We start from the raw sequence: 21,888 nt of genomic DNA on the forward strand, positions 1-21,888 counted from the left end.
AACTAAAATGAAAAATGGGAAACTTCTATAGAAGTTTCCCATTTTTAAGTGCTGATTATGATAGGTGTATTATCCACATTTTGAGGTCCCGCAAGACTGACAAATCAAACATCCTTCTTGGTAAATAATATGTTCAGACCCACAACTATTACAAATTCCACCTTTTACTTTGGTACCATTTGGAATGTATTTTTTAAGCGCACGCTCCACTCCATTCTTCCAGGTATTAATATTCTCACTATCCAACTGCAAACCAGCAACTAAGTTCACAACTCCCTCAATTGGCATTCCGTGACGTAGCACACCAGAAATTAGCTTGGCATAGTTCCAGAATTCTTTATCGAATTTATAGGATAATCCTTCAAAAGTTGTTTTAAAACCGCGTTTATTGCAAAATTGGAAGTCATAACGAGAACTTCCGTCCTCTTCTTTTCTTTTAATAATAACTCCCTTATTTACGGATTTAGGCAATAAGATACCTTCATCATCGTCAACAATACCAGTAAATACCTCGTATGGTTGTCCATTATACAAGCCAATAAATGCAATCCACTTTTCCTTGTTGTTTTGGAAACGAACTACTTCTGCCTCCAATTCTTCAGGACGTTTTTCTGGCATTCCTGTTTTTTCCTCTTTGGTATCGTTCGAAAGTAAAACCCCTGAACGAGAACCATCTCGATAAACAGTACAACCTTTACATCCACTCTTCCACGCTTCAATGTACAATTCGCCTACAAGAGATTCAGGCACATCATTTGGTAGATTAACGGTTACACTAATTGAATGATCCACCCATTTTTGCACTTTTCCTTGCATACGAACTTTCTGTAACCAGTCCACATCATTGGAAGTAGCTTTATAGTAAGGCGATTTTTTTACTAATGCTTCAATCTCTTCATTCGTAAAATGTTGAGCTGCATTAATTCCATTGGCTTCCATCCAGGTTACAAATTTATGATGGAATACCACAAACTCTTCCCAGCTATCGCCAATTTCATCCACGAAATCAACACGCACATTTTTATCGTTAGGATTTACTTTTCTTCTTCTTTTATAAACTGGCATAAATACCGGCTCGATACCAGAAGTAGTTTGAGTCATTAAACTAGTAGTTCCTGTTGGTGCAATGGTTAAACAAGCAATGTTGCGTCGACCATATTTCACCATTTCTTTGTAAAGACTTTCATCTGCGTTTTTCAAACGTAAAATAAATGGATTCTTCAGTTCACGTTCCTTATCGTAAATTTCAAAAGCACCGCGGTCTTTTGCCATATACACCGACGAACGATAAGCTTCGACCGCAATTGTTTTATGAACTTCTACTGAAAAGTCGATTGCCTCGTCGGTTCCATAACGTAAGTTTAAACCTGCAAGCATATCTCCTTCAGCAGTAATTCCAACACCAGTTCTTCTTCCTTCTTCTGCTTTTTTACGAATATTTGTCCAAAGATTACGCTCCACTCTTTTAATTTCGCCACCTTCAGGATCTTCATCAATTTTTTCAAGAATTGCATCAATTTTCTCCAATTCCAGATCGATGATATCATCCATCATTCGTTGTGCCATGGCTACATGTTTGCCAAATAGCTCGAAATTAAATGTTGCTTTTTCGGTAAACGGATTTTCCACATAACTATACAAGTTGATCGCCAATAAACGACAGCTATCGTAGGGACACAATGGAATTTCGCCACAAGGATTCGTTGAAACAGTTCTATAACCTAAATCGGCATAACAATCGGGAACCGATTCTCTTTCAATAGTATCCCAAAATAAAATTCCTGGTTCTGCTGATTTCCATGCATTGTGTACAATCTTACCCCAAAGTTTACCAGCATCAATACTTTTACTATAGCTAGGATTTTTTGAATTTATAGGATATTGCTGTGTAAATTCAGTACCATCTACCACCGCTTGCATAAACTCATCGTGCATTTTTACCGAAACATTAGCTCCTGTAACTTTGCCTTGTTCCATTTTAGCATCAATAAAATCTTCCGAATCAGGATGGCGAACAGAAACACTTAACATTAAAGCACCTCTACGACCATCTTGAGCAACCTCGCGAGTTGAATTGGAGTAACGCTCCATAAAAGGTACAATACCGGTCGAAGTTAATGCAGAATTCTTAACTGGCGATCCTTTTGGACGAATATGAGAAAGATCGTGACCTACACCACCTCTTCGTTTCATTAGTTGTACCTGCTCCTGATCGATCTTCATAATCCCACCATAGGAATCGGAATCACCATCATTGCCAATAACAAAACAGTTCGATAAGGATGCAACCTGAAATCTGTTTCCAATTCCAGACATAGGACTTCCTTGCGGCACGATGTATTTAAAATCTTTTAGTACTGCGAAAATTTCCTCTTCGCTAAGTGGGTTTGGGTAGTTTTTCTCGACTCTTGCAATTTCTGATGCAATTCGTCGATGCATATCATCTGGAGTCTTTTCATAAATATTTCCGTAAGAGTCTTTCAATGCGTATTTGTTTAACCAAACACGCGCGGCAAGTTCATCTCCATTAAAATATTTGAAAGTTGCCTGAAATGCCTCTTCGGGATTGAAAGTTTCATTCATTTCCTTTACTTGTTGCTTCTGCTCCTGTACTTCCATTACGATCGTAAAAAAGGGTGGTTAATATATAAGTTTCATTGCTTCATTACCAACAATTTGACCTTTTCCAACAGGCCGAATTTTGTAGTATGCAAGGTACGGAACTTGACAACACCGAACAATAATAAAATTACACTTTGAAATAAAGTTATCCACAAATTTATGTTAGTATTCTACTATTGAGCGAGTTAACTTTTCGAAAAAAGTGAAAAGTTTTCCAAAAAGAAAATAATGAGTAGGGCTACATAGAAAACCAATTGATATCTACAAGCGCATTAGTCACCAAAAAACCACCATTAATAAAAAGAATAATATCAAAACGTGGCACCCTCAATAAACATTGAGTTTTTAAAATTCAAACTAAATATACCCTTAGAAAATAACTAAATTATGGAAAGTATTTGAGCACTAGCTCCTCGTTTTGAATCGACGTAATTTTTTGATTTTTCACCAGAAAACTGTCTCTTTTTTTCATTTTCGAAGTAATTATCCAATAATAGCCTCAAATCCTCATACTTTTCATAAGAATACGAAGCGCCCAATTCAATTAGATCTTTTGCTTCCTGAAATTTATGGTAATTAGGACCAAAAATAATGGGTAATCCGAAGGTTGCAGCCTCTAAAGTATTGTGAATTCCACGACCAAAACCACCACCAATATAGGATACATCACCATAACGGTACAAGGAAGAAAGTACTCCAATACAATCAATCACCAATACTTCGGCGGCTTCAATTTCAGCTTTTGCAGCTCCTGTAAATCGCACCCAAGGCTTTTGAATTTGTGCCACGATATTTTTTATATGACTTTCATCTACCTCGTGAGCTGCAATAATGTATTTATAGTTATTTTTAGAGGTATTGATGTAATTAATTAAAAATTCCTCATCTTTTGGCCAAGTGCTTCCGGCAATCAACACCAATCGTCCTTGACTAAACCCCTCCACTTCTGCTAAAGTTTTTGAACCTGTCGCAATAGAATATACTCTATCGAAACGGGTATCCCCGGCAATCGAAACATTTTTTAATCCGATACTATTTAGCAAATCTGCGGATTCTTGGTTTTGCACAAAAAGATGTGTGAAAGCAGTAAGCATTCCTCTGTAAAATCCCCCCCAAGGCTTAAAAAATAGTTGGTTCGATCGAAAAATAGTAGAAAATATATAAGTAGGAACCTTTCTATTTTTCAATTCCTTTAAATAATGATGCCAGAATTCATATTTAATAAAGAAGGCCATTTTTGGATTTACAATATCGACAAAGCGTTTTGCGTGCGAAGGAAAATCGGGTGGTAGGTAGAAAATAAAATCCGCGCCAGCGTAATTCTTACGAACTTCGTAACCCGATGGAGAAAAGAATGTGAGTACGATTTTATATTCGGGATGCTCCTCTTTAAATTTTTCGATTACCGGACGACCTTGCTCAAACTCGCCCAAAGATGCAGAGTGAAACCAAACTAAATTTTCTTCCCCTTTTACTGCGGCAGCTATATTGGAAAGTAAATTCTTTCTGCCATCGACCCATTGTTTTGCTTTTGGGTTAAAAAAAGCAGCAATTCGCACTACAAAAACATAAAATCGTATCGAAAGATTATAAAAGAGAACCATATTTGAAATTTATTACTGTTAACCGGAATAGCTTCCTTATATTTATTCTCTGCAAAACTAATAATTTTAGGGGTAGGAATTCGTTTTAAGATCAAGCGATTTCATTTTTACAAACTTGAACCGATAACTAAAATAGATACATTAATCACTTGAGATTTCAACTCCTCTTCATATTGCTGATTTTATCTGGTTTTAAAGTGCTTGGTCAGACTCAAAGCAATTTAAGAAGCAAAATTCTGTATTTAAATCGGGATACAATTCCTTTGGATTCGCTATTAATTTTACCAGGAACCGTAAAAGTTTATCAGCAAAATGAACTAGTAAACAAAGATTGGTATCAGATTAATGTAGGAAAGGGAAGCTTTATTCCTTCGCAGGAACTAAAAGAAAAGGGAGAATCAATTAAAATTGAATACCGAGTATTCGATTACAATATAAAACAGCCCAAATACAATCGAGATTTATCGCAACTAAAACTATCGGGCAGCAATCGTCCCAATACCTTTGCCATTAGTCCTTCGCACAAAAGCAGAGATGTATTTTCGGGCGACCAACTGGAAAAACAAGGCAATTATACTCGAGGCATTTCCTATGGCAACAATCAGGATGTAGTGGTGAATTCGAACCTGAACTTGCAATTATCCGGAAAGTTGACCAACGAAGTGAGTATTTTGGCGGCCATTTCGGATAATAACATTCCCATTCAACCCGACGGAAACACGCAAACCATAAATGATTTTGATCGCATCTACATTCAATTATACGACGACACCAAGGAACTCACTTTGGGCGACTATGAGCTACAAAGTCCCACCGGAAAATTCATGCGCTTTTACAAAAAAGTACAGGGAGGTAAATTCTCTGGCTTATTAGCAAAGGGAAAAAAGAGCAAAACCGAACTGAAATCGACCATTAGTGCTTCCATTGCCAAAGGAAAATTTAATAGAATGGAACTGCAAGGTTCGGAGGGAATTCAAGGACCTTACCGATTAATTGGCGCCAACAACGAAAGCTATATTATTGTTTTGGCTGGTACCGAAAAAGTGTTTGTAGATGGAAAGCTCTTGAGCAGAGGAGAACAAAACGATTACGTAATTAATTACAATACTGCCGAACTTAGCTTCACTACAAAACAACCAATTACACGAAACTCTAGAATTATAATTGAATTTGAGTACTCCGAAGAAAACTATTCGAGATACCTCCTTTTTAACAGCAACGAACTAAAAACCAGAACTGGAAAATTCTGGTTCAATTTCTATCACGAACAGGATAGTAAAAATCAGTCCATCGATCAATCTTTAAGCGACGAAAACAAGCTGTTGCTTAGTACTATTGGAGATAAACTAGAACTAGCAAAGGTTGCAAACATTGAGGAAGTTGAATATTCGAACGACTTTGTTTTGTATAAAAAAATCAAGCGAAGCATAGAGAACGTTGAGTACGAGATTTACCAATACTCTACCAATGTTGATAGTGCCATTTACCGAGCCACTTTTTCGTATGCAGGAATAAATAAGGGAAATTATCAGCTGGCGAATGGTGTTGCCAATGGTCGTGTTTACCAATGGATGGATCCGGTAAACGGAGTTCCGCAAGGGGAATTTGAGCCAATTGTACAATTAGTCGCGCCACAAAAGCAACAATTATATTCCTTTGGCGGAGATGTAAACTTAAGTGAAAACCTGAATTCAAAATTCGAATTGGCTTTGAGTAATCGTGATCTGAACACATTTTCGTCGATTGATGATAGCAATAATCAGGGGATTGCCTTTGATTTTTCGATGCGAAAAAATATGCCTTTCGCAGATACACTAAAGCACTTGGAAACCACACTGGATTTTCATCATATCCAGAAAAACTTTTCGGAGATAGAACCATTCCGATCGGCAGAATTTATACGGGACTGGAATTTGCAGGATGACTTTACGGATGCTAACGAAAACTTTTATTCGCTAAGCAATATTTTCTCGAACCAAAATTGGGGACAAGCTGGATACGAATTTTCAATTCTGAAGAAAGACAGCGATTATCAGGGAAACAATCATGCTTTAAATTTACAGTTCGCCAAAAAGCGTGTTTCTATTAATTTTACGGGAAATTCTTTATCTACCGATCAGGAAAATGTGGAAACAAAATTCTACCGACACCTACTCAATACATCGTATGCACTTGGCTTTGCGAAAATTGGTTTGCAAACCGAAAATGAAAACAACCAATGGAAAAACAAAAACAGTCGGGATCTTTTGCAAAATAGCGCTTCCTTTTATTCCTACAAGGCATATATTAGCAACAGAGACTCCTCGAACAACCAATTTCAGGCCTATTATCAGAAAAGAAAAGATTTACTGCCCTTTGAAAGGGATCTGAAAGCGCAAAGTGAATCGCAAGATTTTGGAGCGCAAATCTGGTTAAAAAAGAACCGAAACAATCAGCTAAAATTAGAAACTGTTTACCGAAAACTATCCATATTGGATGATAGCTATACCGACGAAAAACCCGAAAATACTTTTTTGGGAAAATTGGAACATCAGGCGCGTATTAAAAAAGGCTTGTTGCAAACTTCGACCTACTACGAACTGGGATCGGGCTTAGAGAGCGAAAAAGAATTTTCTTTTGTAGAGGTAAACGAGGGACAAGGAATTTATCGGTGGACAGACTACAACGCAAATGAAGTAAAAGAAATTAACGAATTTGAGGTGGCAAGCTTTAAAGACGAAGCCAATTACATTCGCGTAAGCACCAACACGACGAACTATCAGAAAGTATTTACCAGCGAATTCCGACAGACTTTTTATTTGCGCTTGGCACAATTAAAAGCGAAAGGCGATTTAATTTCTTTTTTGAAACGATTTAGCAACCGATTTGCCTACCGCATTTCGAAAAAGAGTTTAAAGAATGATTTTGATCTGTACGCGAATCCTTTCTTGGCTCATGCCTCCAATGAAAATCTGATTACCATTAATTCGAGTTTTCAGAATACCTTGTCGTACCGAAAACCCAAATCGAAAACCAATTGGGACCTTATTCATTTAAGCAGCAACGGAAAGCAACTGCTTACACAAGGTTTCGAGCGCCGAAAATTTATGCAGAATGGCTTTCGCTTTCAGTGGAAAATTGGAGATTCGAACCAATTGAGCAATCGTATTGATTTGGGAGAGAAAAACCTAAATAACGAATCGTTTACGGATAAAAATTACTCTTTGCAGGAAATTAAGAACGAACTAAAACTTCAATTTCAACCTACGCTTAATTTTCAATTCGGATTAAGCTACACTTACAACAGCAAAGAAAACGATTTAGCCACAGAAAAATCGAGCACACACAATATAGGAGCCGATTGCCAGTATTCTTTGGTAAAAACCGGCAAATTAATGGCAACCGTTAACTTTTTGATGGTTGATTTTAACGCAGAATCGAACAGCTCGATAGCCTATGAAATGCTCGAAGGTTTTTTACCCGGCAACAACACAACCTGGAGCCTTGGCTACAACCAACAGCTATCGAATATTTTTCAATTGAGCGTTTCGTACAACGGCAGAAATAGCGAAGGAGGCAAAACAATTCATGTGGGCAGCATGGAAGTACGCGCTTATTTTTAACTTTAGTCTTCCAAAAGATTATTATACCAAATGAAAAAAATAAAACGAATAATGATTATAGCTTTATCCCTACTTATAACTCTTGCAATAATTGTTTTTGCATTTCTACAACAATCAAAATTTGGACAGTTGCCTAAAGGGGAACGTTTAGAAATAATCAAACAATCGCCAAATTACAAAAATGGACAATTTCAGAACATAGAACATACTCCTGATTTAACCGAAGGCTATGGTTTTTTTTCTGTTTTATACGAATTTCTTTTTGTGAAACACGAAAGAACAACTCCTACAGATAAAATACCATCTCAAAAAACGAGAATTGCTGATCTTGATCCTGAAGAAAATGTTCTTATTTGGTTTGGACACTCCTCTTACTACATGCAGTTGGATGGAAAGAAAATTTTGGTAGATCCTGTTTTTTGTGGTTCCTCCTCGCCAATACCAAATAACATTATGGCTTTTGCAGGAACCGATAGATATACTCCTGATGACTTTGGGCAGATTGATTATCTATTCATAACCCACGATCATTGGGATCATATGGATCACCAAACTTTACTAGCTCTAAATAAAAAGGTAAAAAAGGTTATTTGTGGCTTGGGTACAGGACAACATTTCGAATACTGGGGCTACGATACCAATAAAGTGATTGAAAAAGATTGGAACGAAGAACTCATTTTAGATGATGGTTTTGTTGTAAATACAGTAACCAGCAGACATTTTTCGGGCCGAGGATTAAGCAGAAACAAAGCGCTTTGGATGGCTTACGTACTTAAAACACCAAGCATGCAAGTGTATTTAGGTGGCGATAGTGGTTATGGAAAACACTTTGCCGAAATTGGAAAGAAATTTGGCACATTCGATTTGGTGATTTTAGAAAATGGACAATACGATAAAAAATGGAAGTACATTCACATGATGCCAAATGAAGTTTTAAAGGCAGCCAAAGACTTAAATGCGAAACGAGTTTTCCCTGTACATTCCTCTAAATTTAAGCTAGCCAACCATGCCTGGGATGAACCTTTAAAAGAGATCACGAAATTAAATGAGGAGGCTAAACAAAATCTACTGACTCCTATTATTGGCGAGAAAGTAAACCTAAAAGACAGTACTCAAGTATTTTCAGAATGGTGGGTTGGGGTTAACTAATTCCAATAAGACCCAACCGAAGTTTTAAAAGGCATAAGGATAAATATAGAAATAGAGCAAGTCCAAAGGGGGCTAAAAACCAAAGAAATACATTGTAAAAAAACCTTAACTTAATGACATTGAGCGCGAGCTAGCAGGAGTCAACTATCAGGAACAGAAGTAAACTTTCATTCTCAAACACGCAAGGCATTGAAGTTTTTTATTGTAAACAATTATTGACTAAATTTGCAAATAACAGTAAACTTCAATACTCTAAAGATATATATAATGACCTTAGGCGATAGGATTACCGAGCTTCGAAAGCAAAAAGACTGGTCTCAAACAGAACTGGCAAAAAATATTGATGCTTCAAGAGAAGCTATTAGTAAATATGAAAGAAATGAAGCCGTCCCTTCCGTAGAAACAGCTAAAAAAATTGCGGATACTTTTAATGTTACCCTTGATTACCTTATGGATGAGGCAGGTTCCAGCTTCGATAAACAGACTGTAAACCGCATTAAAAGCATAGAACAACTGAACCCCGAAGACAAATCTCACCTATTTGCCGTTCTGGATGCTTTCCTTAGAGATGTAAAAACCAAACAAGCTTATTTATGAGTTACGTTCAAGAACAACAAAAAAAGCTAATGATTGAACGCTTGCAAAACAATGCCGAACTATTAATCGAAGATATTAATGACATTATTCATGCTCTACAAGTAGCCTCTGGTAATGCAACGGGTGTTGGAAAAATAAAAGGCATTCTACAATATTTAGAACAAATGCCTATTCATATTATTACAGCTAATGGAGAACAAGTAATTAAGGATAAATTTGAACTTTCCAAATTTATCCAAACACTTGATAAATACATTGACTTTACTATCGATAGAGATTTTAAAGATTATTTCTGATTTATATTAAAACCACGATTTTATATTACTCCATTCACTATCATTTAAATTTTTTGGTTTGTAATTTTTAGACACTAAAAGATTTAATTCTTCAGCAAATGCTCCATCTAATTTTTCTGTTGCATCAAATATATCATCCGCTTTTTGAGGAATAGTTGCTAAATAAATATCATCTCCCCTTTCTATAGCATTATTCAACCATGGTTTATTATAAGCAGTCCACCAAGTTGAAGCATCATAATAATGGTCTGGTTTATTCAGAAGGTTTATTCCCCCGGAAGTTTCCCCCGCTAGCGCGAGCTTGTAGCTCGTGTTCTGCGTAGCAGTTTTACCTACAATAATTCAACTGGAACCTGTCCTACTTCTCCAGCATAATTTTTTGCACTACTGTATTTCCAGTGATGAGCCTCTTCTACAAAACCTGCTTCCACAGGATTATTGAAACTTATATTTTCGGCTCAAATCCTATTAAAATTTAATTGTCAGCCTAAGATAAATAAAATTCAATTAACTTAATATTATTCCTCATATTGGAACATTTAAAGCATTACTGCATTCGCAGAACACGAGCTACAAGCTCGCGCTAGCAGGGGACAATCTTATTAAAGCTGCTAAATTAAAGGCTATATAGCTTAACATCATTCCATTTACGATAAATAATTTGACGAACTGCTTAAATTAACGAGGCTATATCTTTAATGGTTAATTAAAATGCTTACAGCTTCAACTTCTTCCATTTGAATATTATTAGGCTCAAGTTCTTCTCTTGATATTAATTCAATCTTAGAAAACCCTTTATTAAATTTAGGTTCAAAAACTGTAAGGTAAATATTATCTCTTGAGGTTTGGTCAATAGTCGTTTTATATAACATCTCATTATCTAAATAATTCAAGAATCCTTCTTTATCAACCAAATTATAAAATTCAAGAATCAACCCTCTTGCATCAGACATTATAGTTAAAGATGTTGCAAAGTTACCTGTTAAGGAATTGGTAAAAAACGGCATCTTTTCAAAAGATATATCTTCCGACACAATTAAATCAAGAACAGCTTTTACTTCTTGTAAAGTAATAACTTCCTTAAACCTATCAATAAATTCTTTAAATGATTTCATTTCTATTCAATCAGTTCTAAGTTCGTCATACCTTTTGCATCAGGTATATAAAATTGCTCCCCACCACCTGTATATACATCCGTATTGCCACGCCATGTAATATCTGATGCTGTAGATTTTAGATATTCCATATCACCTTTTACCCTAAACTTTCGTTGAATACGGTTACCCGCAGGGATTCCCAAAACATCAGGCGTTAAATTTTTGTCATATGTAAAATATTGCCCTACATTATTTTGGTCAAACACATCTGCTGTGCCTCGTTTTGGATAAATCCAAGAGTAAATCACATCGTTTTCTTTTGCAACCCCCGCTAGCGCGAGCTTGTAGCTCGTGTTCTGCGTAGCAGTTAATTACCTACAATAATTCAACTGGAACCTGTCCTACTTCTCCAGCATAATTTTTTGCACTACTGTATTTGTAATAATCAGGCACAAAACTACTCGCAAGTGAGAAAGCCGAATGTAACAATAATTTATAAAATCACGATAAATATATCTTACATCTTATCCTGATAAGTAAGTTAATGTCAAGAGATATTTTATATTAAATATCATCTATCATCGAATTGTCATACTTAATCTGTAAATTTGGTACACACCTAATTTCTCTTTTATGACATCAAAAATAAAAATCGTAGTTACTGATTTAGATGGAACTTTGCTTCCTTCGCAGGGCAGTATCAGCAAAATTAATTACGATACTTTGGTGAATCTGACTGATAAAAATATTGTTAGGGTAATTGCTACAGGAAGAAGTCTTTATTCTGCCATGGCGGTGTTGGCTGAAGATTTTCCGATTGATTATTTGATTTTTTCATCGGGAGCAGGCATTGTGCAGTGGAATACAAAAGAACTAATTTACTCGCAACACATTAAAGCAGAGGAAGTATTAGAATTATCGAAGATTTTAATCGATCATAAAATTGATTTTATGATTCATGACCCTATCCCTTTAAATCATCAATTTTGGTACTACCAAAGTGGAAACAAAAATTTAGATTTTGATAGAAGATTGACTCTTTACAAGCAATTTGCAACGCCTGTTGGTAAACTCGAAGATACCCGGCGAGATGCTTGTCAGCTTTTGGCCATACTTCCCAATAAAGTAGCTTGGTTTGAGGAGTTAAAAGCAAAATTTACCGATATCAAGATTATTCGAGCTACCTCGCCTCTGGATCATGAATCTATTTGGATGGAAATTTTCCCGATTCACATTTCAAAAGGACTTGGATGCCAATGGCTTTGCAATAAATTAGGAATCTCGAACACCGAATCGTTTGCAATAGGAAATGATTACAACGACATTGATTTATTGGAATGGGCCACACACAGTTTTGTTGTTGCCAATGCTCCCAAAGAATTACAAACCAAATATCAGGTAACCGATAGCGTTTCGGAAGATGGATTTGCCAAAGCAGTTAAACAGATATTGAAAACACAAACTACATCGCAGCAAGCAACAAATCGATGTCTTTAGCCAAAATACCAAATGAGTCTCCCAATCGACGATTGGTTAGAATTCCCCGATAAATATAAGTTCCATGACGTAAGCCAATATCTCGCTTAATAAACTGATGCACACCTCCATTATTTCCAATTTGCAGTAACAAAGGCGAACATATATTGCTTAAGGCCAAAGAGGCAGTTCGAGATACGTGCGAAGGTACATTGGGAACGCAGTAATGCAAAACACCATGCTTTTTAAACACCGGATCTTTATGGGTAGTCATCATCGAAGTTTCGAAACAACCTCCCTGATCGATACTCAGGTCGATAATTATGGAACCAGGTTTCATTTTGGCAACCATATCTTCGGTAACAATAAAACCACTTACATTTTTTTCGTAACGCAATGCTCCAATTACTACATCAGCCGAAGCCAAAGCTTTTTCGAGTACATGAGGATGAAAAATAGAGGTAAAAACACGATGTCCCAGATGATCTTCTAATCGTCGTAAACGGTAAATAGAATCGTCAAAAACTTTTACCATAGCACCTAATCCCATGGCTGCTCTAGTGGCATATTCCGAAGCAGTTCCGGCACCTAGCACAATTACTTCGGTAGGAGTTATTCCTGTAATTCCACCTAGCATCACACCTTTTCCACCATGCGCTTTACTTAGGTATTCTCCGGCAATCATTACTGCCGAAATACCTGCAATTTCGGACATCGACCGAACAACTGGGAAAAAATTATTCTCATCTTTCACCAATTCCATGGCAATGGCGGTAACCTTCTTTTGCATTAATTTGCGGATATTTTCGCAACACTGACTTTTAATTTGAAGTGCCGAAAATAGGATTTGATTTCCACGAAGCATATCAATTTCTGCACTGGAAAAAGGGGATACCTGCATTACCACATCACACTGATAAATCTCACTCTTCGCATTCACGATCTGAGCTCCATTTTCGCTGTATTCTTTATCGGTGTAATTAGATGCAAGTCCGGCCCCACGCTCTATCATCACATCGTGGCCATTATTCACTAACACTTCAACAGATTGAGGTGTTAAGCAAATTCGGTTTTCACCTTTCCCATCTTCTCGTGGAATACCAATGGCTAGTTGTTTACGTCGGCGTTCAATTTCCAACATTTCCTCTTTAGGCTGATAGATCTTATGCCCAATCGGAAAATTTCTCGATCCTTGACTTAGTGGCGCCATATGCAAAAATTGTAATGTTAAAGAAGATTATAACAAGTATAACGAATCTACAATTTAAACATTTTTTTACTATTATGCATCTTCCTTACTTAGCGAATTGTAATTGTGCGACTACCATTCTTTTCTTCCTGAAAAAGAACCTCCACCGCATCTGAAGGTAAAATAGATTCAATTTTTTCGGGCCATTCAATAAAACACATTGCGTTGCCGTAAAAATAATCCTCGTAACCAAAATCATAAGCCTCTTTTACATCCTCAATCCGATAAAAATCGAAATGGTAAATAATTTCCTCTTTAGAAGTATGATATTCGTTCACTATTGAAAAGGTAGGACTATTGATGGTATCTTCGACTCCCATTGCCTCGCAAATTGCTTTTACAAAGGTAGTTTTCCCTACACCCATTGCTCCATAAAGAGCAAATACACGTTTATTTCCCACTAAGGAAAGAAATTTTTTTGCGACAGCATTAATCTCTTTCAGCGAATTAATTTTTAACACACTCATTTCTGCAAACTATTGATATATAATTGTTAGCGCGGATTTAGTGTCACTAATGGAATTAAAACTTCCTCGAGCGAAATCCCTCCATGCTGAAAAGTATTTCGATAATAGGAACTGTAATAATTAAAGTTATTAGGATAAGCCAAAAAATCCTCGCCGAATGCAAAGATATAAGAAGAACTTACATTTACCTGAGGGAGTAATGCTTTTCGCGGATCGGTTACCTCAAAAACATGTTTGGGGTTATAATTCAGATTCTTACCCATTTTATATCGCAAATTAGCATTGGTTTGTCTATCACCAATTACTTTTACGGCATTTTGAACCCGAATAGAACCATGATCGGTGGTAATAATCAGTTTTATATTCTTTTCAGCTAACTTTTTAATTAATTCCAATAACATGGAATGCTCGAACCAGGAAAGTGTTAAAGAACGATAAGCAGCCTCATCGGGAGCTAAATCGCGAATCATATCGCTTTCGGTACGCGCATGTGAGAGCATATCCACAAAATTATACACAAAAACGCTCAACTGAGATTCCAAAATAGAGCTGATATTCTCCATTACTTTAGCGCCCATTTTTTCGTTGTTTATTTTTTCGTAATGGTAACTAAAGTCCTTGTAATCTCTTTTAAACTGAAAACCAATAAACTCTTCTTCGTGAATATTTTTACTCGATTCCTCATCCTCATGTATCCAATGGCTTGGATGTTTCTTTTGGATATCCAAAGGCATTAAACCCGAAAACATGGAGTTCCGAGCATATTGTGTTGCTGTTGGTAGAATGGAATAGTACATATCATCATCTACCACCGAGTAGTAATTATTTATTACCGGATAGAGCATTTGCCATTGATCGTAACGAAGATTATCAATCAAAATAAAGGCTACTTTTTGTCCTTTATCGAGCAATGGGTACACCTTTTCTTTAAAAACGGCAGGAGTTAGAAGTGGTTTATCGGTATTGCCCGGTTCTAACCATTCTAAATAATTCTTTTTAATAAATCGGGCAAACAAATTGTTGGCTTCGTTCTTTTGCATTCGCAAAATCTCGTCCATTCCCGACTCCTCGATATTGGCAAGTTCTAGTTCCCAAAACACCAACTTCCGATACATTTTCATCCAATCGGTAAAATCGCGACAATCGTTAATCTCCATTCCCAATTGTCCGAATCGTGATTGATAAGCTATGGTAGTTTTTTCGGAAACCAATCTTTTTTTATCGATTTGCTTTTTAATGGTAAGCAATATTTGCTTCGGATTTACAGGTTTTATTAAGTAATCGGAGATTTGCTTTCCGATTGCCTCATCCATAATATCTTCTTCCTCGCTCTTGGTAATCATAACAATTGGAAGTGCCGAATCGATAGATTTAATCTCTCCTAAGGCTTCCAACCCGCTCATACCAGGCATATTCTCGTCCAGCAAAACCAAATCGAATTGATTCTCGCGAACCATATCTATTGCATCGTGCGCATTATTGCACGATTTTACATGGTAGCCTTTTCCTTCCAAAAAAATAATATGTGGTTTCAACAGCTCAATCTCATCATCCACCCAAAGTATCGTAATATCTTTCACAAACGTTCATTTTTAGTTCAACCAAACACTCAGGCCCAGTAATAAAGATAACGCAAAGTGAAACCTTTTATTTCCCTTTACTTACTGAAGATACCACTTTTTAAAGAATTCGAGATAAACAGCTGGATCACCATCGTTCATAAATACGTCCAGATTTTCATCAGAAATAACAAAGTTTCGGTAGTTCACTTTCTCGATAGGTTCGAAAAGAGCGCGGTTCGTAACAATTGCTCTGAAATACATCATCGCTTGTTTTTTATTACGCATGTTGGTTACTAAAAGAATTTCCCGATTCTCATCCAAAGTGCGAACTTCTACCTTTAAACTTTTTGTATTGTACCTCTTAATTCCATTTAGCAATTGTTTTGTATCCACATTATCGGTAGCATAAACCAATGCAAAATAATGAGGCACATCCTCATCGTAAGTATAAATCCCTTCCTGAACCAATTCCTCCTTTGGTGTTTCAAGCACAGCCTGTTCATCGTTCAAATAATTTTCTTTGAAGAAATCAAGGTAAGGGAACAAGGTTTTATTGATATAAAACTTATTAAAATTCTCATCTGTAATCACAAAATTACGATATTCAACCGTCGCTAATTGTGCAAAAACAGACTCATCTTTTATCAGATTTCTGAAATAATTCATTGCATCGGTTTTCGACCCAACATTATTTACAATAATCATATTTAAGTCAGTATCGTACTGATCTCTTATCACTGTAAAATCTTTATCGTGATTATAAATATCTGTTCTTAGTTTGCCAACATTTACTGTTCGTACCGGCACTAAAAGAATAAATTTATGATTTTCACTAGCGGTTACTTCGAATTTTGTAGAATCTAAATTTGAATTTACCGAGACTAATTTATCATTCCTTTTAACAGTAGTTCTACTATCATTTCGGTTAATATTAAAATAGCTTTTGGTATAAAAATCCAGGTAACCTTCAACGTCTTGATTTTCTTTGAAAACATCAAAATTAGCAGTTGAAATTACAAAATTTCGATAATCTGCATTCTCCAACCCTGCAAAAGCATTATCATTCGTAATTACTCCATTAAAATAGTTCAAAGCATCCCCTTTATCTTTTAAGCCTTTCACCATAATCATGATTTGCTCCTTATTTAAAGAGAGTCTATCCACTTTAAAAACCCGATTATTATAGCTCTCCGAATTGTACTTCGAAATATTAAACAATGTTCGGTTAGGATCGGCATCTTTCTTTGCAAACAGTAACACAAAATAATGTTCTTCGTTTTCTTCAAACTTATAAATAGGCTTCTCTTTTACCTCTTTTTCTTTTTTTGCAAGTTTAACAGTTGCCTGTTCTCCTTCCATTCGCCAATTTCTTAACAAACGATTTTGCCGGGCTTGCTCCATATCTAATTCGGTATACAACATCGGAATTGCACCTTCATCGAGACCTTTTAATATTGCTTTTGCAGTGGCTTCAATTTCTGCTGTTGGTTTCGAATCGACTAACTGATCCAAGGATTGTCGGAATTGGGATACATTTTTAGTCCGTCCAATACATAAAGCTCGTAAAAATAAGAATCGAGGGCGCAAGTCGCTTTCCGGATATCTTAGCAGACCTTCGTTACAACTTTTTATCACTCTTAAGTAGTAAAAATTCTGAAAATCTTCGTAAGCCGAAGCGTACAATTGATTGGCCTTTTGGCCTTCTGCTTCAATTTTAGCGAAAAAATTAGGATCGCTAAGTGCTTTCGCATAGTCACTCCCCTTAAAGTCGTTCAATATTTTATTCTTATAAACATTTGCCTGCGACAAATTTCCAATCTCTTTATTTAAGGAATATAAGTGATAGTAAGTGGACAGTAGATAAGGATTTTCAGGAAACCGTTGAATAAGTATCTCCATGGTTTCTATTGCCTTTTCGGAATTATTCAATTTCTCGGCGTATACCAAAGCTGCCTGATACAATCCCAGCATAATACGTTCATTGGATTTCTCCATTCCCCCTTTTGTAACCGGTAAATCGGTCAGGTAATAATCTTTGGATTTAGGATCCTTTTTAATAGATGGATCTGTGGCTGCAGCTCCCGTATTGTCTTCTAGTGCCAATTCAACATCTTCGATACTAAAGGCTGATTTATTTTTTCGTCTCCAGTTATCTTCCAATTTTCGCCTTCCCCATTTACGTTGGAAATCTGATTTTCCAAGGCCAATATTTGTAGGATTATAAAAATACCAGTTTCCTGTACTGGAACTAGAACTGGAACTATTTGAGTTTCCTAACATGTTATTCTGGCTATAGAACGCTCTGTCGGATACTGCCTCAGCTTCTTTTAGTTTCTGTTCTCTTTCCTTATCGTTAATTTTCTGAATAATGCCTTGAATCAATTTATCTCTATCCGCAGGACTCAAGTTAGCTACACGTTGCAGACTATCCTCTCGTTCTACTAAATTCAAATTATTCACCAATTCGGTCAAATTGCTAATACGAACCGAAATAATAGCATAGTTGGGATAATCTTTCCCCAAATAAGTCATCGAGCTATCGTAACACATCTGCGATTTTGGATAATTTAAATCTTCGAAGTAGTAATCTCCTAACTTTAGGAAGGATATGGCTTTTTGATTTTCATTGTAAACAGTTCGTCTGGTAGACTCCCAATAGTTTGGAATTGCAGCATCCATGTTACCATCTTTCACGTCCATTTCCGCAAGAGCGTAATAAATTTGATCTTGGTATTCCTTATTCTTTTCATCGCGAAGCATTTTTCGTAAACTTTTACGAATTTCGGCTCCATTTTCACTTCCGGTGTACGACAATGCTCTGCTAATTTTTGCATTAAATGTCATTTCATACGACGCATTTAAATCTACCAATTTTTGCAAAGTTCGCGATGAAGCATCCGCATTTCCGAGCTTTTGTTGGAGTTGTGCTGTTAGGTAATAGTATCTTCCTTTTTTCACTTTAGAATCTACTAGAATAATTGCTCGTTCCAGTTCATCAATTGCTCGTTCGTATTTTTTTTGCTGAATTGCAGTACTTGCGCGCAAGGTAGAAATATGCAGAATAAAATCTTTTGACAATTTAGGCTCGTCCGACAATCGATCTAAAATCTCGTTTCCTGCAATTAACTCACCTCTATCTATTAAACTTCGCGCTAAACCTAATTTTGCTTCCGGAATTAATTCCGATTCGGGATATTCTTTTAACAGAAAATCAAATGCTTTTTCCGCTACTCGATACTCTCCCTTATAAAATTTTGCTTTCCCAATTAAAAGATAACAATCATCAATCCAATCGTTGTATTCTTTCTTTTTTCGAAATTCTCGGTATTTTTCGGATTGATTATCTTTTTTACGTTTCGGTTTACGTGTTATGGAATGTATTTTTATTGCCTTAGCAGCTTTCTCTATGGTTCTATCCATTTCGGAAAAAGACAATGCCCGAGCAGTGGGATCCTGATATTCAAAAACCGGAAGAAGTAAAGAGTAATTCTCTGTAATACCGTCTTCAATTTTCTGTTCACCCTTTTTCAGGCTTTCTTTCCCATTAAAATATACATTGTAATGTGTGGTTAATGCATGATATTGTCTACTTACAAATGTGTTTTTTTGATTGGAACAAGCAAACACAAAAAGTAAACAACAAACACCTAAACATCCTTTTTGAAAAAATTTATTGGCCAAGACTTATCGTTTTGTTAGATAACTGTTAAATTAATAAATTAGTATACAAAGAAATAAATAAAAGCTAATTTTACTTGCCTCAACTTTCAATAACACTTACTAATCAAACAGTTAATCTAAATCTGATTATAAATAGTAATACACTCGAAAATTATTAAAACTTTCTGAATATAAGCTTATTTAAGCAAAAATAAAAAAGGAGCATCAAATGCTCCTTTTCAAATCATAATATATACTGCTTTAACGAGTAATTTCTACCCGTTTTGTAGGATCTTTATCTGCATTTCTTTTATCAACAACAGTCATTAATTTTGTTGCCAAATCGGCGAAAGCCATTCCTGTAACTGTATCGGTATTAACAGCTGCGGGTGTTCCGTTATCGCCACCTTCTCTAATGCTCTGAACAATAGGAATTTGTCCTAACAGATCAATTCCTTTCTCTTCGGCCAATTTTTTACATCCATCCTTACCAAAAATATAATATTTATTTTCCGGCAATTCGGCTGGTGTAAACCAAGCCATATTTTCTACCATACCCAAAACAGGAACATTTACGCCGGCTCCTTCGAACATGCTAATTGCTTTAATGGCATCTGCCAAAGCAACTTCCTGAGGAGTACTTACAATAATAGCACCTGTAACCGGCACTGTTTGTACCAAAGTAAGGTGAATATCGCTTGTTCCTGGTGGTAAATCAATCAATACAAAATCGAGTTCGCCCCAGTTTCCTTCTTCAATTAATTGTTTTAATGCATTGGAAGCCATTGGTCCACGCCAAACAGTTGCCTGAGCAGGATCAACAAAGAATCCGATAGACAGCATTTTAACACCAAATTTTTCGTGAGGTTCTATTCTATCTTTATCATCGATCTTAATTAAGCTCGGACGTGCAGATTCAGAACCAAACATTTTAGGAATAGATGGACCAAAAATATCGGCATCGATTAAACCTACCTTAGCACCAGCATTGGCTAATGCTACCGCTAAATTGGTTGCAACTGTTGATTTTCCTACACCACCTTTACCCGAAGCAATTGCAATAATATTCTTCACGTTGGGAAGAACGCCAGGCTCATCAACCATATGAACGGCTTTCACTTTAATATTTCCTTTTATTTCGGCGTCTTTATCAATAAATTTTAGGATAGCAGAAACGCAAAGTTTTTTTAAAGTAATAATATTTGGATCGTCTGATTTTTGAAAAACCAGATCAAAACCTATTTTTTTCCCTTCAATTTTAATGTTACGAACCATATCCAGGGCCATGATATCCTTATCGGAACCTGGAAACTTTACCAAACGTAAAGCATCCGTAACCTGTTTTTGAGTATAACTCATGATCTATTAAATTTAAGTCTTTGAATATTTAAAGAATACCGCAAATGTAAGTATTTAGATTCTATTTAAATAGAAATCTCATCGAGTTCTTTGAATGGATCCCAAAAAACCTGATCGAAATTTTGAATTTGATCATTAACAACCATAATTCCTTCACTTTCTAAAAGTTCCTGCATTACATTCTCACCTGGAAAATGATGTTTTCCGGAAAGCATTCCCAGTCGGTTCACCACACGATGAGCCGGAGTATATTCCTTATGAGCGTGACACTGATTCATTGCCCAACCGACCATTCTGGAACCTCTTGGAGAACCAATATACCTAGCAATAGCGCCATAACTTGTAGCTCGTCCTGCGGGAATTAAGCGTACTACACCATATATGCGGGAATACAAATCGCTCATCTATTGAATTCTTCTTTCCCTTCCAAAACTCCGATATTCATCCAATTCAATTTCCACATCGGGTTCTACAAACTCGCTTTTTCCTTCGAGCATAAACTTTTGATACTTGATTGGAATTCCGCGTGTCAAAAATTGTTGCTCATAATAAGTCCTAATGGAGAGAATTTCATCGGCCTTTCCCGAACGGTACAAATCGTCGGTATCCACCAAAACTTTTAGCTTATTCTCGGCAATTACATACTTGGTGTACTCGTATAAAAAATTACTATCCGATTTCAAGTGAATAATTCCATCCTTAGAAAGAAGATTGCTGTACAATTTCAAAAATCGGGTACCAGTTAATCTTTTCCCTACTTTTTTCATTTGAGGGTCAGGAAAAGTGATCCAAATTTCGGCTATTTCTTCTGCTTCAAATATCGATTGAAGCAACTCGGCATAGGTTCTAATGAAAGCAACATTCGTTAATCCTGTATCGCGTGCTTCTTTTGCGCCACAAAAAATTCGTGCTCCCTTAATATCTATTCCAATAAAATTCTTGTTCGGAAATTGTTTTGCCAAACCAACTGTATATTCACCCTTTCCACAACCAACTTCAAGAACAATAGGATGGTTATTCTTAAATACCTCCTTGTTCCACTTTCCTTTTAATTGATAGTTTGTTTCCCAAACTTCGTTGTGGGTTGGTTGAAAAACATTTTCAAAAGACTTCATCTCAGCAAAACGCTGTAATTTATTTTTTCCCAC

17 protein-coding genes are annotated in these 21,888 nt (G+C 36.2%); 5 read left to right on the forward strand and 12 right to left on the reverse strand.

Features of this window, described 5'->3' with window-relative positions; all coding sequences use genetic code 11:
- Positions 1 to 69 precede the first annotated feature (69 nt).
- Both BZG02_RS11350 and BZG02_RS11355 read right to left on the reverse strand, forming a co-directional pair.
- Complete coding sequence (locus tag BZG02_RS11350) at positions 70 to 2,619, reverse strand: adenosylcobalamin-dependent ribonucleoside-diphosphate reductase (protein ID WP_101261552.1); 2,550 nt, start codon at positions 2,617 to 2,619, stop codon at positions 70 to 72.
- Between the two features lie 383 nt (positions 2,620 to 3,002).
- Positions 3,003 to 4,226: a 3-deoxy-D-manno-octulosonic acid transferase gene (locus BZG02_RS11355; protein ID WP_101261553.1), complete on the reverse strand. Its 1,224-nt coding sequence runs from the start codon at positions 4,224 to 4,226 to the stop codon at positions 3,003 to 3,005.
- A 149-nt stretch (positions 4,227 to 4,375) separates the two neighbouring features.
- Between BZG02_RS11355 and BZG02_RS11360 the strand changes: the two genes are divergently transcribed.
- The 4 genes from BZG02_RS11360 (at position 4,376) to BZG02_RS11375 (ending at position 9,870) form a co-directional block, all read left to right on the forward strand.
- A complete protein-coding gene (locus BZG02_RS11360) occupies positions 4,376 to 7,828 on the forward strand; it encodes a hypothetical protein (protein ID WP_143470459.1) in 3,453 nt (1,150 codons plus the stop codon).
- Positions 7,829 to 7,858: 30 nt separating this feature from the next.
- Positions 7,859 to 8,977, forward strand: a complete 1,119-nt coding sequence (locus BZG02_RS11365) for an MBL fold metallo-hydrolase (RefSeq protein ID WP_218972229.1) — start codon at positions 7,859 to 7,861, stop codon at positions 8,975 to 8,977.
- A 267-nt stretch (positions 8,978 to 9,244) separates the two neighbouring features.
- Positions 9,245 to 9,574 carry a helix-turn-helix domain-containing protein gene (locus BZG02_RS11370; RefSeq protein ID WP_101261556.1) on the forward strand — a complete coding sequence of 110 codons (330 nt, stop codon included), beginning with the start codon at positions 9,245 to 9,247 and terminating at the stop codon, positions 9,572 to 9,574.
- Positions 9,571 to 9,870 (forward strand): hypothetical protein, encoded by a 300-nt coding sequence (locus BZG02_RS11375; RefSeq protein WP_101261557.1) that lies wholly within the window; start codon positions 9,571 to 9,573, stop codon positions 9,868 to 9,870. The genes BZG02_RS11370 and BZG02_RS11375 overlap by 4 nt, the downstream gene beginning before the upstream one ends.
- 6 nt (positions 9,871 to 9,876) lie before the next feature.
- Here BZG02_RS11375 and BZG02_RS11380 read toward each other — a convergent pair whose 3' ends face one another.
- The 3 genes from BZG02_RS11380 to BZG02_RS11395 form a co-directional block, all read right to left on the reverse strand.
- Entirely contained in the window at positions 9,877 to 10,068 is a 192-nt protein-coding gene (locus tag BZG02_RS11380; RefSeq protein ID WP_101261558.1) for a hypothetical protein, read from the reverse strand.
- Positions 10,069 to 10,565: 497 nt separating this feature from the next.
- Positions 10,566 to 10,985 (reverse strand): hypothetical protein, encoded by a 420-nt coding sequence (locus tag BZG02_RS11390; RefSeq protein WP_101261559.1) that lies wholly within the window; start codon positions 10,983 to 10,985, stop codon positions 10,566 to 10,568.
- A 2-nt stretch (positions 10,986 to 10,987) separates the two neighbouring features.
- The gene (locus BZG02_RS11395) at positions 10,988 to 11,275 is read right to left on the reverse strand and encodes a hypothetical protein (RefSeq protein ID WP_101261560.1); all 288 of its coding nucleotides are present in this window, start codon (positions 11,273 to 11,275) and stop codon (positions 10,988 to 10,990) included.
- 325 nt (positions 11,276 to 11,600) lie between these two features.
- On the opposite strand from BZG02_RS11395, the gene BZG02_RS11400 reads away from it, so the two are divergent.
- Positions 11,601 to 12,464 carry an HAD family hydrolase gene (locus BZG02_RS11400; protein ID WP_101261561.1) on the forward strand — a complete coding sequence of 288 codons (864 nt, stop codon included), beginning with the start codon at positions 11,601 to 11,603 and terminating at the stop codon, positions 12,462 to 12,464.
- On the opposite strand, the gene BZG02_RS11405 is transcribed toward BZG02_RS11400, so the two are convergent.
- The 7 genes from BZG02_RS11405 to trmB all read right to left on the reverse strand — a co-directional run bounded on the left by BZG02_RS11405 (position 12,430) and on the right by trmB (position 21,888).
- Positions 12,430 to 13,653 (reverse strand): alanine dehydrogenase, encoded by a 1,224-nt coding sequence (locus tag BZG02_RS11405; protein WP_101261562.1) that lies wholly within the window; start codon positions 13,651 to 13,653, stop codon positions 12,430 to 12,432. The genes BZG02_RS11400 and BZG02_RS11405 overlap by 35 nt on opposite strands.
- Before the next feature lie 89 nt (positions 13,654 to 13,742).
- Positions 13,743 to 14,159, reverse strand: a complete 417-nt coding sequence (tsaE, locus tag BZG02_RS11410) for a tRNA (adenosine(37)-N6)-threonylcarbamoyltransferase complex ATPase subunit type 1 TsaE (protein ID WP_101261563.1) — start codon at positions 14,157 to 14,159, stop codon at positions 13,743 to 13,745.
- Between the two features lie 26 nt (positions 14,160 to 14,185).
- The gene (gene porX / locus BZG02_RS11415; protein ID WP_101261564.1) at positions 14,186 to 15,739 is read right to left on the reverse strand and encodes a T9SS response regulator signal transducer PorX; all 1,554 of its coding nucleotides are present in this window, start codon (positions 15,737 to 15,739) and stop codon (positions 14,186 to 14,188) included.
- A gap of 81 nt (positions 15,740 to 15,820) precedes the next feature.
- Complete coding sequence (porW, locus tag BZG02_RS11420) at positions 15,821 to 19,402, reverse strand: type IX secretion system periplasmic lipoprotein PorW/SprE (protein ID WP_101261565.1); 3,582 nt, start codon at positions 19,400 to 19,402, stop codon at positions 15,821 to 15,823.
- A 240-nt stretch (positions 19,403 to 19,642) separates the two neighbouring features.
- Positions 19,643 to 20,740, reverse strand: a complete 1,098-nt coding sequence (locus BZG02_RS11425; protein WP_101261566.1) for an Mrp/NBP35 family ATP-binding protein — start codon at positions 20,738 to 20,740, stop codon at positions 19,643 to 19,645.
- 65 nt (positions 20,741 to 20,805) lie between these two features.
- Positions 20,806 to 21,144 (reverse strand): MGMT family protein, encoded by a 339-nt coding sequence (locus BZG02_RS11430; protein WP_101261567.1) that lies wholly within the window; start codon positions 21,142 to 21,144, stop codon positions 20,806 to 20,808.
- Complete coding sequence (gene trmB, locus BZG02_RS11435; RefSeq protein ID WP_101261568.1) at positions 21,145 to 21,888, reverse strand: tRNA (guanosine(46)-N7)-methyltransferase TrmB; 744 nt, start codon at positions 21,886 to 21,888, stop codon at positions 21,145 to 21,147.

The sequence above is a fragment of the Labilibaculum filiforme genome (assembly GCF_002843315.1).
In the GTDB taxonomy this organism is placed as follows: domain Bacteria; phylum Bacteroidota; class Bacteroidia; order Bacteroidales; family Marinifilaceae; genus Labilibaculum; species Labilibaculum filiforme.

Coding starts and splice junctions, on each gene's coding strand:
- BZG02_RS11350 (WP_101261552.1), bottom strand. CDS start 2,619: ATGGAAGTACAGGAGCAGAAGCAACAAGTAAAGGAAATGAATGAAACT.
- BZG02_RS11365 (WP_218972229.1), top strand. CDS start 7,859: ATGAAAAAAATAAAACGAATAATGATTATAGCTTTATCCCTACTTATA.
- BZG02_RS11355 (WP_101261553.1), bottom strand. CDS start 4,226: ATGGTTCTCTTTTATAATCTTTCGATACGATTTTATGTTTTTGTAGTG.
- BZG02_RS11370 (WP_101261556.1), top strand. CDS start 9,245: ATGACCTTAGGCGATAGGATTACCGAGCTTCGAAAGCAAAAAGACTGG.
- BZG02_RS11430 (WP_101261567.1), bottom strand. CDS start 21,144: ATGAGCGATTTGTATTCCCGCATATATGGTGTAGTACGCTTAATTCCC.
- BZG02_RS11375 (WP_101261557.1), top strand. CDS start 9,571: ATGAGTTACGTTCAAGAACAACAAAAAAAGCTAATGATTGAACGCTTG.
- BZG02_RS11400 (WP_101261561.1), top strand. CDS start 11,601: ATGACATCAAAAATAAAAATCGTAGTTACTGATTTAGATGGAACTTTG.
- tsaE (WP_101261563.1), bottom strand. CDS start 14,159: ATGAGTGTGTTAAAAATTAATTCGCTGAAAGAGATTAATGCTGTCGCA.
- BZG02_RS11390 (WP_101261559.1), bottom strand. CDS start 10,985: ATGAAATCATTTAAAGAATTTATTGATAGGTTTAAGGAAGTTATTACT.
- BZG02_RS11405 (WP_101261562.1), bottom strand. CDS start 13,653: ATGGCGCCACTAAGTCAAGGATCGAGAAATTTTCCGATTGGGCATAAG.
- BZG02_RS11425 (WP_101261566.1), bottom strand. CDS start 20,740: ATGAGTTATACTCAAAAACAGGTTACGGATGCTTTACGTTTGGTAAAG.